Genomic DNA, 14,470 nt, shown 5'->3' on the forward strand with positions numbered 1-14,470 from the left:
ATTTGCCAATATGATGGTCATCGGCTTCTTCACCACGCAGTGAACCAATGGTGACCACACCGCCCAGCAAGGCCAGGACGACACCCAGCCAGAATGGAAAATAGCCAGGCCCCATACGGGCAGGCGTGCCCATGTCATAGCTCGTGGCGAACAGGGCAAAGCCAATTCCCAAGGCAATGAACATCAAGCCGGACCAGAAGTCCTGATTGTTTTTAATTAACATGAAATCATCCTCTTTCTCTCCTTAACTACTTACATTCAAGCTTATTAATCGCATATATAAACAACACAGGTAAGCGCATGCGAGATTGTAAGGGATAGGTTCCATAAATAAATGAACAAAACATTACCATTTGGTCATCTTTCAAAATAGTGCCCTTAATGATGCTGTATTGACATAAAGTATTGGTACATACCCTAGCAAAAATTGGCTTAAGCAACTGAATTTATTGCATAATGAGTGATTATTACCACAAGCACTGATGGAGAAATGCGAATGTGGCACTGTCTGATCGTGGAAGATGACTACGAAAACGCCCGTTACATCGCCAAAGGCCTTACTGAACTGAAGCATAAAACAGTCATTTGCAACAATGGTCCCGATGGCCTGAAAAAAGCACTCAGCGAGCATTGGGACATTATTATTCTTGACCGCATGTTGCCTGGCAACATAGACGGTTTATCCATCCTTTCCACTCTCAGGTCAACAGGCAATAAAACTCCGGTCATTATCTTGAGCGCCTTGTCAGCCGTCGATGAAAAGGTCAAGGGACTCAAATCGGGCTGCGATGACTACATGACCAAGCCATTTTCCTTTGCAGAACTGATTGCCCGCATGGAAGCGCTGATCCGCAGAACCACCCGGAACAACCAGACCGTACAACAAATGCAGGTCGCTGACCTGAAACTGGATCTGGTCACACGCAAAGTAGACCGCTCAGGTACGCCCATCAATCTGCAACCACGTGAATTCCGCCTCCTGCACCACCTGATGCTGAATGAAGGCAATGTCGTTACCCGCACCATGCTGCTTGAGGCAGTTTGGGATTATCGGTTTGACCCTCAATCCAATGTGATCGATGTACAGATCAGCCGACTGCGACGGAAAGTTGACACAGGATTCACCCCCTCCCTGATTCATACCGTGCGCGGGGAAGGTTATATTCTGTCTACAGAAGCCCCCGATAATTAAGGTTGTCTCCCTCCAATGACTGCATACATCCGATTGAAATTCCGCCAGACATGGGATTCGACGTCTTTTCGTCTGATGCTTAACTATGGACTTCTGGCTTTTTTCTCAATTCTGCTCTTGCTGGCCTTTATCTTTCTTCAGGTTATTGGCACTCTTCACTCCCAAGCCTCCCAACAGGCCACGGCCTCCATGTCCCGCCTGGAGGGTGAGTTTTACATTGGAGGACGGGAAGGTTTGGTCCAAGCCATCAACATGACTATTTCGGATCAGATTGATGGCAGGCATGAGATTTATCTTTTGCTGGATGAAAAGGGGAAAAAGCTGGCTGGAAACCTGGAACATCGACCCACGCTGACCGAAACCAACAAAACCGAGGTCCCCCTGATACTTTATGGTCAACCCACGACAGCCCGACTGCTTGAAACCACACTGCCCGACCAGAGCATACTTTTAACGGGTATTGACCTTGATTCGATGAACGATACCATCCGGAAAATTGGACAAGCCTGCCTGGCGACGGTCTTCATTGCTTTTCTACTGGTGATGATTGGCGTCCATATGTTTCGCAAAGAGCTGGATTACCGGGTTGGCTCAATCAGAAAAACCGCCTTTAAAATCAGTCAAGGTAATCTTTCTTCCCGAATCCCCCTTTCTTCCACCAAAGACGAGTTTTATTTCCTGAGCAGTGAAATCAACTCCATGCTGGACAAGATTGAGTCACTCATGACGGGTATCAGACATGTTTCAGATACCATCGCCCATAATCTTCGCACTCCCCTTACCCGAATTCTGAATCAATTACGCACCGTACAGAACCCGCAAAGCAATGAAGCAGACTTAAGGGCGGTGATTAAGCGTTCCATCCATGAAATAGAAAGCCTGAACAAACTGTTTGAAAAACTGCTTCATCTTTCAGAAATCGAATCAGGCATCCACCGTCAACGATTCTGGCAATGCGATCTGGCAGAAATTACAGCCAATGTCGTTGATATGTACGATGCCTACGCCGAAGAAAAGAACCTGCGGCTAACATTTCATTCAAACGGTCAGGCATGGGTATGGGGTGATGCAGACCTGTTGGCCAGCATGCTTTCACAGCTCATTGAAAATGCCATCAAACACGCCAAACACCTTATTAGCGTCACAGTCACCGTCTCGGAAAAACATATCCAGCTGCAGGTATCCGACGATGGTCCCGGCATTCCTGCCGATGAATACGTCAATATTGGCCAGCATTTCCATCAATTGAACCCGGACAGCAGTGGTTATGGATTGGGCATGGCCAGTGTGCGCGCGATTCTTGCCTTACACGACGGAAAACTGGGCTTTGCCGATAATCAGCCAGGCTTGATTGTAAATATCCATCTGCCCGTTTTTAAAGATTCAACAGGCAAAAGCCAATAAGCCCTCGCAGCCATTTGGCTCATCCGGGAACGGAAAGATATTATTCAGATCAATAGAATCTGAAAATAATAAAGTCCTACGTTTGAAAAAACGTAGGACTTTGAATTTGGTGCCGGCTAAAGGAGTCGAACCCTCGACCTTCTGATTACAAATCAGCTGCTCTACCAACTGAGCTAAGCCGGCTAAAGAAAAAAAATTATATCCGCTTTATTGCATTTCTGTCCAGAAAAAAATGTTTTTTGTTGCAAAAAAGCACAAAATACCAGCGGATTATTTAACCACTTTCAGCCACGGCGCTTTTCCTGCGCCACCAGACGGGGGATCATCATCATTGGAATCATCTGAGATGTCCTCTGACTCAATCTCCTGATCCGGCACATACTCTTCTGTTTCAAACTGCATCCCTTCCTGGGTTTCGCGGGCATAAATGGCCGAAACCGCACTGACCGGTACGGCAATACTGCGTGAAACCCCGTTAAAGCGTGCATTGAAACTGATCCAGTCATTTTCCATGGATAACTTGCCAGTGGCCAATGCACCGATATTCAGGGTGATATAGCCATCACGTACGTATTCCTGCGGCACCTGACAATATTGGTCCACCTTGACCACCAAATGTGGTGTATATCCCGAATCGGTACACCACTCATACAAGGCACGAAGCAGATAAGGTTTTGTAGAAACAGAAGTCATGATATTAACGTCGCATTACTTTTTCTGAAGGTGTCAAGGCTTCGATATAGGCAGGACGGGAGAAAATGCGTTCGGCATATTTCATCAGCGGTGCAGCACTTTTGGGCAATTCAATACCATAGTGATCAAGACGCCACAATAAAGGAGCCATGGTCACATCAAGCATGGAAAACTCTTCGCCCAGCATGAAGCGGTTCTTGATCAGCAAGGGTGCCAACTGGGACAGACGATCCCTGATGGTACGACGTGCAAGATCAAGGCGTTTTTCGTCTGCCTGCAGGCTGCGGTCTTCCAGCACACCCACTGACACAAACAATTCTTTCTCGAAGTTGTGCAGGAATAACCGGGTACGTGCACGCATGACAGGATCGGCGGGCATCAGCTGAGGATGCGGAAAACGCTCATCAATATACTCATTGATGATGTTTGACTCATAAAGAATCAGATCACGTTCAACGAGAATAGGCACTTTGCCATAAGGGTTCATGACAGAAATGTCTTCTGGTTTATTAAACAAATCTATATCACGAACCTCAAAATCCATGCCTTTTTCGTACAGGACAAAGCGGCAGCGTTGTGAAAATGGACATGTTGTTCCAGAGTAAAGCACCATCATATTGTGCGGACTCCCACTGAAGAAAATAAAGAAAGGCCAGTGCCTACAAAAAAGCACTGACCCTATGAAAAGGATTTTGGCAGACTGACTGATTGTACTCTATTTACAGGTAAATTTTGTCTGTCTGCCTCCTAATCGCTTATTTTACATGCTTCCAGTATGCTTTGTTCAAACGCCATGCAATCACAAAGAACAGGGCCAGGAACAACAGAACCCAGGTACCCAATTGCTTGCGGAACTGTTGGTCAGGCTCGGCCATCCAGCCAAGGAAAGCAGCCAGGTCAGCCATATTGTTATCAAACTCGGCCTGTTTGGCAGGATCCAGATATTTGAGTGTTTGCTCAACGGAACCATGACCCTGGTAATCAGGCAAGAGCTCATCACTGACAACAGAACTGAAACCTTCTGCATCAATCAGTGTGGTTGTCTTGAACCACTGAACCTGGCCGTCTTTTTCAACGGGATGGATCGTCACTGTGGTCAGCTCGCTGGGACCGGACTCTTGCCAGAACACATTGGGCATACCGGCGTTGGGGAATACCAGGTTGTTCCAGCCCAAGGGACGGGTCACATCACGGTAAAACGTACGAAGGTAAGTATAAATGTAGTCGGTACCAGGCTGACCCAGGTTGGCCGCCTTGGCACGTGCCATGACGGACAGGTCAGGTGGCGTAACACCCAGCCAGAGTTTCGCATCCTTGGGATTCATGGCAATGGTCATCTTGTCGCCCACTTTATCGCCCGTGAACAGGAGATTTTCTTCAATCTCTTTTTCAGTCAGGCCAAGATCCACCAGCTTGTTATAACGCATGGCATTCGCGCTATGACAGTTCAGGCAGTAGTTGACGAACAGTTTTGCACCATTCTGCAAAGCAGCCAGATCAGTAATCCTTTCGGGGGCGCGATCCCAAGGATACCCCGCCGCAGCAGACATGGCGGGACCTGATACGGCAAACATCAATACTAACGCACCTAATAGTTTCTTAATCATGTTCATTCCTGATTTACGCATGAGGATGGAAAGTCACACGATCAGGTACCTGCTTGAATGTACCCAAACGGCTCCAGATTGGCATAAAAAAGAAGAATGCCAGATAAATCAGCGTACCTACCTGTGAAATAATATTCAGTACAGGTGTTGGTGGTTGTGTACCGATGTAACCCAAAACCACGAAGTCGATCATGAAAATCACATACAACAGCTTGTGCCATGTCGGACGATAGCGGATGGATTTAACCTTGGATTGATCCAGCCATGGCAGGAAACCCAGGATAACCACTGTACCACCCATTACCACCACACCCCAGAATTTGGCATCAAACACACGAAGTGCAACAGCAACACCCACCAGGACAACAGGCCAAATGATTTTCCAAACCCCTTTGACATTTTTGCTCAGCAGCAGACCAACCGCAAAAATCAGCGCCAATGCAACCATGACCCAGGTGAACTCATCGGTCGTGGCACGCAGCATTGAATAGAACGGGGTGAAATACCAGACTGGCGCGATATGCGCAGGCGTCTGGAACGGGTCAGCCGGCAGGAAGTTATTGGCCTCAAGGAAATAACCGCCCATGGTTGGCGCAAAGAACATGATTGCGGCAAAAATGAACAGGAACCCTGCCACACCCATGATGTCATGGACAGAGTAGTAAGGATGGAACGGAATACCATCAAGAGGACGTCCGTTTGCATCTTTTTTATCTTTGATCTCGATACCGTCGGGGTTGTTTGAACCCACTTCGTGCAAGGCAATAACGTGAGCCACGATCAGGCCGATAAGCACAAGGGGAATGGCAATCACGTGGAACGCAAAGAAGCGGTTCAGCGTGGCATCGGAGACCACGAAATCACCACGAATCCAGACAGACAATTCAGGACCAACGAAAGGAATGGCAGCAAACAGGTTAACAATAACCTGGGCACCCCAGAAAGACATTTGACCCCAGGGCAACAGGTAACCAAAGAAAGCCTCTGCCATCAGGCACAGGAAAATGGCAACCCCGAAAATCCACACCAGTTCACGTGGCTTGCGGTATGAACCGTAAAGCATGCCACGCAACATGTGCAAATAGACCACAACAAAGAACATGGACGCACCGGTTGAGTGCATATAGCGGATAATCCAGCCATAAGGCACCTCACGCATGATGTACTCTACTGATGCAAACGCCAGGTCGGCATCAGGTTTGTAGTGCATGACCATGAAAATACCGGTCACAATTTGAATTACCAACACGAGTAATGCAAGTGAACCGAAAAAATACCAGAAATTGAAATTCTTGGGCGCATAATATTCTGATAAATGCGCCTTCCATAGGGAGGTCAGCGGGAAACGCTTGTCTACCCACCCCAATAACCCTGTCGTTTCGACAACTTTTTCGCTAGCCATGTAGAGGCTCCTTTTCTAACTTGGCAAGATACTAATTACAGTAGCCTCGGCTACTAACCCGCTGCTTTATCCAAGCCAACCATAATATTATTATCATCAATAAAATAATACGGGGGCACTTCCAGATTATCGGGCGCAGGCTGGTTCTTGAATACCCGGCCGGCCAAATCAAACATAGAACCATGGCACGGACATAGAAAGCCGCCATCCCAATCAGAAGGCATTCCTTCACCACCACCGACCGCAAACCGTGGAGACGGTGAGCAACCCAGGTGTGTACAAATACCAACGCAAACGAACCATTCCGGCTTACGTGAACGATCTATGTTTTTGGCAAATTCGGGCGTAAAACCTGGACGGTTCGAAAACGGATCCGCCAAGAAGGGGTCATTGTTTTTCAGGCCATCTATCATTTCCTGCGTACGATGCAAAATCCAGACCGGCTTACCCTGCCATTCGACAGTAAGCATGGTGCCTGGCGCAATCATGTTCAGGTTAACGGTAACGGGGGCACCTGCCGCCTTGGCGCGTTCTGATGGTGACATGGATGCAACAAACGGCACTGCTGTTGCAACACCGGCCACCCCACCAACCGCACAGGCAGTACCCAACCAGAAACGACGTGATGGATCGGGTGGAAGGACTGCCGGCGATGCCGTTCCTTCATTGTCATGCTGTATTGAATCCTGACTCATTATCTATCCTTATTGGTACTACTAAGGTACTAAAAAAAATTACTTGAATTTATGTGTACAAAGCTTAGCAAGCGCTTATTATATACTGTGTCCGCTTATGGACCGAGGAAAAAAGGATTTCTTATGAGTAAAGCCAAAAGTTTCATCAACGAATTTAAACAATTTGCCGTAAAAGGCAACATGATTGATCTGGCTGTTGGTGTCATTATCGGTGCAGCCTTCGGTAAAATCATCGACTCTCTGGTCAGAGACGTCATGATGCCGTTCATCAACTTCATCCTGGGAGGATCTGTTGATTTTTCCAATAAATTCATTGTCTTATCAAAACCAGACAACTATTCCGGGCCTGAAACCTATGTCGACATGACGAATGCGGGGGCCAATGTACTGGCTTACGGTAATTTCCTGACCATTCTCATCAACTTCATTCTGCTGGCCTTTGTTGTTTTTTGTCTAGTTAAAGTCATCGCCAAAGCCCGTGCCACCATGGAGAAAGAAAAAGAAGAGCAGGCCGCTATTGCTCCCGATCCGGCTGATGTTGCCCTGTTAAAAGAGATTCGTGATCTGCTCAAAAACAAAAACTGATTCAAAAATCAATACAAAACCGGGTTCATTGCCCCTGCCCTTACCGGCAGGGGCTGTATTTTACTGAATCGCCCTAGACTGGATTGGGAATATCCACAAACGTTGCAGCAATGCCAAACCTGTCCACCAGCGCATTTCCCAGTGCCTGAATGCCATAACGTTCGGTTGCATGATGCCCGGCAGCAATAAAGGCCACACCACTTTCCCGGGCCATGTGGTAAACAGGCTCCGAAGCCTCTCCGGTAATGAAAACATCCACACCGGCATCAATGGCATCCTGGAACATGCCCTGGCCCCCCCCCGTGCACCATGCCACTTTTCTGATCACCTTATCTGTGTCTCCAATTAACAACGGTTCCCTTTCCAAGCGTTGTGAAATTAAGACACCCAAATCAGCCAAAGTTGTTTCTCCTGTCACAACCGAGCCCTGCCAAACCAGCCCACTCCTGCCACAGGTCTGGGGCTGATCGTCCTCATAAAAAGGCTGCAAATCGAGCACATTGGCCAACTGTCTGTTATTGCCCCACTCAGGATGGGCATCCAGAGGCAAATGGTAGCCAATAACGTTCAAATCGTGCTTGATGGCAAGAGCAATTCGCTGGTATTTGGCCCCCAAAATACGCACATCCTCATTTTTCCAGAACCATCCATGATGCACAATAACCGCATCCGCCTGATATTCAATCGCTTTTTCAAGCAAGGCCTGTGATGCGGTTACACCTGTAATTACTTTTTTTATTACAGACCTTCCCTGCACCTGCAGTCCATTTGGTGCATAATCTTGATATAAATGTGGTTTCAGGTTTTCATCAAGCCACTTTACCAAGTCTTGTGTAAAAATTTCACTCACTTCATTTTCCTTTATGCATCGCTATTGGTTAATTTTCTCTCAAACCGTAACTGTTTTTCTCGCGATTCTGTTTACGGTCACTACATTGCGACCTGACTGGCTTGATTTCAGGAAACAGCCGGCCATACCCGCTTCCGTGCCCACGGCAACGGCCAAAATAGAACCGGCGGAGCCACCCAAAGAAACCGTAACCAAAGCCGAAAAAACAAAAGAACCGGAACAACTCATTACCATTATCACATCGTATGCCGGTGCGGTTAAGGTTGCCGCCCCTTCGGTCGTGAATATTTACACCAGCAAGAACATCGAATCACCTTTCAAGAACCTGCCCGATGTGCCGGCCCTGCGCCCGTTTATCCAGGAGCAGAAGGAAAACATGCAAATGCTCAATAACACCACCAGTCTGGGATCGGGTGTTATTGCTTCGGCAGAAGGTTATATCCTGACCAACTACCATGTCGTTGAGGCGGCAGACTCGATTGAAGTGGCCCTGACCGATGGACGTCGATCCAATGCACGTCTGATTGGTGCCGACCCCGATACCGACCTGGCCGTACTGAAAATTGATTTACCCGATCTGGTTGCCATTCACCCCGATAACAAACAGCTTAACGTAGGCGATGTCGTGCTGGCCATCGGCAACCCGTTTGGTGTAGGGCAAACCACGACCATGGGCATTATCTCGGCACTGGGCCGCACCGGTCTGGGCATCAATACCTATGAAAACTTCATCCAGACCGATGCCGCTATCAACCCGGGCAATTCAGGTGGTGCACTTATTAACGTTAACGGTGATCTGATTGGCATTAATACCGCCATTTACTCGGAGTCCGAGGCAGGTGGATCATTGGGGATCGGATTTGCCACACCCGCCCATACCGCCCTTAAAATCATGCAGGAAATCATTGAAACCGGCACGGTTTCACGTGGATGGCTGGGTATTGAGCCCCAGGACATCACCAGCGATCTTGCCAAAGCCTTCAATCTGGACAGCACCAAAGGAATTATTATTGCATCGCTGGTTCCCAATGGTCCGGCAGGTCAGGCTGGGCTTCTGGTCGGAGATATCCTGCTGGGCATGAATGACAAGGAAATCATTGATACCGACCAGATGCTGAATGAAATTGCCGGCTATCCACCCAAAACCCTGGTGAAATTCAAAATCCTGCGCTCAGGCAAGGAACAGGATGTAACGGTAACACTGGGGCAACGCCCCGGAACAACCTCAAAGAAATAAACCGACCTCTGGCGCAAGGCAATTTCCGGTTTCTGCCTGTGCCAATCCGCAACGGGCCAGAACCGGAAACATACCGTTTAACGGTCAGCGTCCTCGGTAAGCGCATTGCCGGGCTTGATAAAACGCGCCGCCAGCAAACCCAGTTCATATAACAAACATAAGGGAATGGCCAACAACAATTGGCTGAGTACGTCAGGAGGCGTAACAATCGCAGCAATCACAAATGCGCCCACAATCACATAACCCCTGGCTGCCTTCAGCTTTTCAAGCGTCATCATGCCGGTGCTGACCAATACCAAGACCACGATAGGCACCTCAAAGGTGATGCCAAATGCAATGAACATGGTCATGACAAAGCTAAGGTAGGCCTCTATATCGGGAGCGAAATTGATGGACTGGGGCGAGACCATCGAGATGAAATGAAAAACGGTATGGAATACGATGAAATAACAAAACGCCATACCGACAATAAAAAGCAAGGTACTGGAAATCACCAGCGGTACCGCCAGACGTTTCTCATGCTGATACAGGCCCGGTGCAATGAAGGCCCATGCCTGATACAACACGTAAGGCAACGCCAATACAAAAGAAAACAACAAAGTCACTTTCAGGGGCACGAGAAAAGGTGTAATGACCCCCGTGGCAATCATTTTATTACCCTCGGGCAGGGTCTGAATCATGGGTTGCGCAATGAAATCGTAAATGGCACCGGTGCTGGGGTAAATACACAAGATGGCAAAAATCCCCAATACGGCCACCACGGCGCGAATCAGACGCGAACGCAATTCGATCAGATGCGAGAAAAAACTTTCTTCCTTCTCGCCATTATTTTCATTGGGTGATGAGTTCTGCATTAGACCTGGGTTCCTGAACCGTTTTTATTATCGGGTTTATGGCCGTCATTGACGAATTGGTTTTCCGCGGGAGCGTCTTTTTTTTCAGGTGACAGGGTCTGCCTGACCTGATCTCCGGCACTGGTCAACTCCTGCTCAAGCTGCTCAACCGGATTGCGCAAGGATTTTGCAGTATCCTCGAATGAGCTTTTCATATCCTGAAGCGAGGACTGCATCTCATTTTTAATCTTGCTGATTTCCTGGATGTCGACTTCACGCTGAATATCACTTTTAACGTCATTGACATAGCGCTGCGCACGGCCCACAAGATGACCGACCGTACGGGCCACTTTAGGCAGACGCTCAGGGCCAATGACAATCAGGGCAACCATGCCAATGACAAACAGCTCACCGAAACTTAAACCAAACATAAATACGCTTTAAAAAAACAGAACCTTTTTATCGGCAATCATGCCGGAACAAGTCGGATCTGCTGGAGCTCAGGAATCCGATTTTTCTTTTGCCTGCACATCGATGGTTTCCGTGCCAGCCTGTTTTTTTTCAGTTGTTTCAGTGCCTTCCGAAGTGGCATCGTTCATACCCTTCTTGAAACCTTTTACGGCTCCCCCCAGATCTTCACCAATATTGCGGATTTTCTTGGTACCGAAAACCAGTGCAACAATCACCAAAACGATTAGCCAGTGCCAAATACTTAAACTGCCCATAAAACAACTCCTAAAGTGACAATTCCAAATCAATTCCTAATATATCAGGAACTGCCAATAAATAATGTTCATCTTGAATTGTGCCACAAGTCTCTTAAATTCAGGATGGTTTCCGATTGGCTTTTTCAACCAGGCCTGACAACCCTTCCCTGCGCGCCAACTCGGCGAATACGTCTTCAGGGCGCAAACCGTAATAAGTCAGCGCCAGCAGACAATGAAACCAGAGATCGGCAGTTTCCGCAATAATCCGGTCATTTTGGCCATCTTTTGAGGCCATCACCAGCTCGGTGGCTTCTTCACCAATTTTTTTCAGGAAACCATCGGGGCCTTTGGCAAACAATTTGGCCGCATACGATGTGGCAGGATCACCGCCATTGGCCGGCAAGCGGGTTTGCAATACATCAGCCAGACGACCCAGTACCGCTGACAATTCAATGTTGGACTCTGTGCTCATTTGTACATATGCTCCGGATCTTGCAAGACCCCGTCAGTAATTTCCCATTGAGCATGATCGTCTTTGCCATTCAGCAGACGGAAAAAACAGCTCTCCCTGCCAGTATGACAGGCCACGCCCCCATGTTGTTCAATTTTAAGCAACACCACATCAGCATCGCAGTCAAGACGGATCTCATGAACCTGCTGGGTATTGCCCGATTCTTCGCCCTTGCGCCATAATTTCTGGCGCGAGCGTGACCAATAAACCCCTTTTCGGGTCGCCACGGTTTCCTGCAAGGCTTCCCGATTCATCCAGGCAACCATGAGGATACGGCCGGTTTTCCAGTCCTGTGCAATGGCAGGAATGAGACCTGCCTCGTCAAACTTCACCTCATCAAGCCAGCTCATGCGATTTCCCGAACATTAATGCCCTGTTGCGCCATAAATTCCTTGGCTTGTGCAATGGTGTATTCACCGTAGTGGAAAATACTGGCCGCCAGCACGGCGCTGGCCCTGCCTTTGGTGACACCATCACAAAGATGCTGCAAATTACCCACGCCACCAGAGGCAATAACAGGCACGGAAACGGCATCTGAAACAGCACGGGTCAATTCAAGATCAAACCCTGATTTGGTGCCGTCACGATCCATGCTGGTCAACAAAAGCTCGCCAGCCCCGTAACGGGCCATCCGGATCGCCCATTCAATGGCATCAATGCCAGTCGCTTTGCGACCCCCATGGGTAAAGACCTCCCAACGATCGGGCTCGCCTTCGGCGGAAACCTTGCGGGCATCAATCGCCACCACGATGCATTGCGAACCGTAATAATCGGCGCTTTCCCGCACCAGCTCCGGGTTGGCCACGGCGGCACTGTTCATGGATACCTTGTCGGCACCGGCATTGAGCAAACGCTGGATATCGGCAACGGCACGAACGCCACCGCCAACCGTCAAGGGAATAAATACCTGGGAGGCCACCTGCTCGATAATTGGCAAAATGAGATCCCTGCCGTCACTGGTTGCCGTAATATCAAGGAATGTCAACTCATCGGCACCCTGCTCGTTATAACGACGGGCGATTTCAACCGGATCTCCGGCATCACGCAATTCGACGAAATTGATGCCCTTAACCACCCGGCCTGCCGTTACATCAAGGCAGGGGATAATGCGTTTGGTTAAGGTGGAGTCGGCATTGGCTGCAGTGTTCAAATCTCTTCCCCGTTCAACTCGTCAGCCAGTATCTGGGCCTCCTGGAAATTAAGGGTACCTTCATAAATACTGCGACCCAGAATGACGCCCTCAATTCCTTCATCTTCTACTGCACAAAGCGCTTCGATATCTTTAAGGTTGGTCACACCACCTGAAGCAATAACCGGAATTTTCACGGCCTGCGACAAGCGTACGGTCGCTTCAATATTCACACCGGTTAACATGCCATCGCGACCGATATCGGTATAAATAATAGACTCGACGCCGTAATCTTCAAATTTGCGGCCGAGATCAATCACATCGTGTTTGGTCAGCTTGCTCCAGCCATCGGTAGCGACTTTGCCATCCTTGGCATCAAGGCCAACAATCACATGACCCGAAAAAGCACTGCAGGCATCCTGCAGGAAACCTGGATTTTTAACTGCTGCCGTACCAATAATGACATATTCAATACCCAGATCGAGATAGCGTTCGATCGTATCCAGATCCCGAATACCGCCACCGATCTGGACAGGAATTTCGTCTCCGACCTCTTTCAGAATGGCCTGAATGGCTGCCTCGTTTTTAGGCTTACCGGCAATTGCACCATTAAGATCCACCAGATGCAACCGACGTGCACCTTGGTCGAGCCATTTGCGTGCCATTGCCTGAGGATCCTGGGAGAAAATTGTCGCGTCTTTCAGGTCACCCTGACGCAAGCGGACACACTGTCCGTCTTTTAAATCAATGGCTGGTATGAGCAGCATAGTGTTATATTAATAAATAAGATGATTAGAAAAATAAAACAGAATGAGCAAAAACCGTAATAGTGGACTCGTCATTCCCCGTAATAACTCTTTGTTGACAGTATCTTTGTTATGTAAGTCCCGCAGTCGTATTTATAACGCATTTTCAGCATTTAGTCCCGCAACTAAATGTCCCACTCCACAAAATTACGATACAGCCGCAAGCCGTGTCCGGCACTTTTTTCAGGGTGAAACTGAACGGCAAAAATATTATCCCTGGCCACCGCACAGGTAAACTCTTGCCCATATAGCGTGGTACCTACTGTCAGACTGTCATCATCAGGCACAACGAAATAACTGTGCACGAAATAAAAATAAGCCTCATCGGGAATACCTTGCCAAACCGGATGTGCACGGGTTTGCTTTACCCGACTCCAGCCCATATGAGGCACCTTGAGCAGTTCATTTTCGTGCGTCAGGGCGGCAAGTGGTGTATTTTCAGGTGCTGTGCTGGCGTAACGCTGGCCGTGGAACCGTTTTACGATACCCGGAAAAATACCCAGGCAAGTCGCGTTACCCTCTTCACTTCGCTCAAACAACATTTGCTCGCCTACGCAAATGCCCATCAAAGGTTTGCTGGCCGCTGCCTCCAGTACGGCCTCGCTAAGTCCGGACTGCACCAGATTGCGCATGCAATCGGGCATCGCGCCCTGACCGGGAAACACGATTCGATCGGCCGATTTGATGCCTGCGACATCAGAAGCCAGATAAACATTGGCATGCGGAGCCGCATGCGTTAATGCGCGGGCAACCGAATGCAGGTTGCCCATGCCATAATCCACAATTGCAATAGAGGGGGATTTCATTTTAAGTATGAAG

The 14,470-nt window shown here is 48.5% G+C and carries 19 protein-coding genes and 1 tRNA gene; 4 read left to right on the forward strand and 16 right to left on the reverse strand.

All coding sequences use genetic code 11. The annotated features are described in order from the left end of the window. On the reverse strand, positions 1-223 hold a 223-nt coding region (locus tag KU392_RS12885), incomplete at its 3' end, for a tripartite tricarboxylate transporter TctB family protein (protein ID WP_217735503.1). Between the two features lie 273 nt (positions 224-496). Between KU392_RS12885 and KU392_RS12890 the strand changes: the two genes are divergently transcribed. Beyond that, entirely contained in the window at positions 497-1,192 is a 696-nt protein-coding gene (locus tag KU392_RS12890) for a winged helix-turn-helix domain-containing protein (RefSeq protein ID WP_217735504.1), read from the forward strand. Between the two features lie 15 nt (positions 1,193-1,207). Beyond that, positions 1,208-2,596 carry a HAMP domain-containing sensor histidine kinase gene (locus tag KU392_RS12895; RefSeq protein ID WP_217735505.1) on the forward strand — a complete coding sequence of 463 codons (1,389 nt, stop codon included), beginning with the start codon at positions 1,208-1,210 and terminating at the stop codon, positions 2,594-2,596. 107 nt (positions 2,597-2,703) lie between these two features. On the opposite strand, the gene KU392_RS12900 is transcribed toward KU392_RS12895, so the two are convergent. From KU392_RS12900 to petA, 6 genes are all read right to left on the reverse strand, one after another. Further along, positions 2,704-2,779: transfer RNA gene (locus tag KU392_RS12900), tRNA-Thr, on the reverse strand. An 87-nt stretch (positions 2,780-2,866) separates the two neighbouring features. After that, the gene (locus KU392_RS12905) at positions 2,867-3,289 is read right to left on the reverse strand and encodes a ClpXP protease specificity-enhancing factor (protein WP_169293179.1); all 423 of its coding nucleotides are present in this window, start codon (positions 3,287-3,289) and stop codon (positions 2,867-2,869) included. A gap of 4 nt (positions 3,290-3,293) precedes the next feature. Then, entirely contained in the window at positions 3,294-3,905 is a 612-nt protein-coding gene (locus KU392_RS12910; protein WP_169293178.1) for a glutathione S-transferase N-terminal domain-containing protein, read from the reverse strand. A 139-nt stretch (positions 3,906-4,044) separates the two neighbouring features. Next, entirely contained in the window at positions 4,045-4,896 is an 852-nt protein-coding gene (locus KU392_RS12915; protein WP_217735506.1) for a cytochrome c1, read from the reverse strand. A 13-nt stretch (positions 4,897-4,909) separates the two neighbouring features. Next, complete coding sequence (locus KU392_RS12920; protein WP_169293176.1) at positions 4,910-6,298, reverse strand: cytochrome b; 1,389 nt, start codon at positions 6,296-6,298, stop codon at positions 4,910-4,912. Between the two features lie 53 nt (positions 6,299-6,351). Continuing rightward, positions 6,352-6,993 (reverse strand): ubiquinol-cytochrome c reductase iron-sulfur subunit, encoded by a 642-nt coding sequence (gene petA / locus KU392_RS12925; RefSeq protein ID WP_169293175.1) that lies wholly within the window; start codon positions 6,991-6,993, stop codon positions 6,352-6,354. Between the two features lie 123 nt (positions 6,994-7,116). Here petA and mscL point away from each other — a divergent pair, with 123 nt between their 5' ends. Further along, complete coding sequence (gene mscL / locus KU392_RS12930) at positions 7,117-7,578, forward strand: large conductance mechanosensitive channel protein MscL (RefSeq protein ID WP_169293174.1); 462 nt, start codon at positions 7,117-7,119, stop codon at positions 7,576-7,578. 73 nt (positions 7,579-7,651) lie between these two features. On the opposite strand, the gene KU392_RS12935 is transcribed toward mscL, so the two are convergent. Next, positions 7,652-8,428 carry a Nif3-like dinuclear metal center hexameric protein gene (locus KU392_RS12935; RefSeq protein ID WP_169293173.1) on the reverse strand — a complete coding sequence of 259 codons (777 nt, stop codon included), beginning with the start codon at positions 8,426-8,428 and terminating at the stop codon, positions 7,652-7,654. 13 nt (positions 8,429-8,441) lie between these two features. Between KU392_RS12935 and KU392_RS12940 the strand changes: the two genes are divergently transcribed. Continuing rightward, complete coding sequence (locus KU392_RS12940; protein ID WP_169293172.1) at positions 8,442-9,665, forward strand: S1C family serine protease; 1,224 nt, start codon at positions 8,442-8,444, stop codon at positions 9,663-9,665. Between the two features lie 77 nt (positions 9,666-9,742). On the opposite strand, the gene tatC is transcribed toward KU392_RS12940, so the two are convergent. The 8 genes from tatC to hisH all read right to left on the reverse strand — a co-directional run bounded on the left by tatC (position 9,743) and on the right by hisH (position 14,457). Beyond that, on the reverse strand, positions 9,743-10,519 hold the full coding sequence (tatC, locus tag KU392_RS12945) for a twin-arginine translocase subunit TatC (protein ID WP_169293171.1): 777 nt from the start codon (positions 10,517-10,519) through the stop codon (positions 9,743-9,745). Next, on the reverse strand, positions 10,519-10,929 hold the full coding sequence (tatB, locus tag KU392_RS12950; RefSeq protein ID WP_169293170.1) for a Sec-independent protein translocase protein TatB: 411 nt from the start codon (positions 10,927-10,929) through the stop codon (positions 10,519-10,521). The genes tatC and tatB overlap by 1 nt, the downstream gene beginning before the upstream one ends. A gap of 69 nt (positions 10,930-10,998) precedes the next feature. After that, the gene (tatA, locus tag KU392_RS12955) at positions 10,999-11,223 is read right to left on the reverse strand and encodes a Sec-independent protein translocase subunit TatA (protein WP_169293169.1); all 225 of its coding nucleotides are present in this window, start codon (positions 11,221-11,223) and stop codon (positions 10,999-11,001) included. A 100-nt stretch (positions 11,224-11,323) separates the two neighbouring features. Further along, positions 11,324-11,677 carry a phosphoribosyl-ATP diphosphatase gene (locus KU392_RS12960; RefSeq protein WP_169293168.1) on the reverse strand — a complete coding sequence of 118 codons (354 nt, stop codon included), beginning with the start codon at positions 11,675-11,677 and terminating at the stop codon, positions 11,324-11,326. Continuing rightward, entirely contained in the window at positions 11,674-12,066 is a 393-nt protein-coding gene (gene hisI / locus KU392_RS12965; RefSeq protein ID WP_217735507.1) for a phosphoribosyl-AMP cyclohydrolase, read from the reverse strand. Before hisI ends, KU392_RS12960 begins: the two co-directional genes overlap by 4 nt. Beyond that, positions 12,063-12,866 carry an imidazole glycerol phosphate synthase subunit HisF gene (hisF, locus tag KU392_RS12970; RefSeq protein WP_169293166.1) on the reverse strand — a complete coding sequence of 268 codons (804 nt, stop codon included), beginning with the start codon at positions 12,864-12,866 and terminating at the stop codon, positions 12,063-12,065. The genes hisI and hisF overlap by 4 nt, the downstream gene beginning before the upstream one ends. Next, positions 12,863-13,612, reverse strand: a complete 750-nt coding sequence (gene hisA / locus KU392_RS12975; protein WP_169293165.1) for a 1-(5-phosphoribosyl)-5-[(5-phosphoribosylamino)methylideneamino]imidazole-4-carboxamide isomerase — start codon at positions 13,610-13,612, stop codon at positions 12,863-12,865. Before hisA ends, hisF begins: the two co-directional genes overlap by 4 nt. Positions 13,613-13,776: 164 nt before the next feature. Next, a complete protein-coding gene (gene hisH / locus KU392_RS12980) occupies positions 13,777-14,457 on the reverse strand; it encodes an imidazole glycerol phosphate synthase subunit HisH (protein WP_217735508.1) in 681 nt (226 codons plus the stop codon). Between the last annotated feature and the right edge of the window lie 13 nt (positions 14,458-14,470).

Origin of the sequence: Advenella alkanexedens (assembly GCF_019132845.1) — a bacterium.
GTDB lineage: Bacteria > Pseudomonadota > Gammaproteobacteria > Burkholderiales > Burkholderiaceae_B > Advenella > Advenella alkanexedens.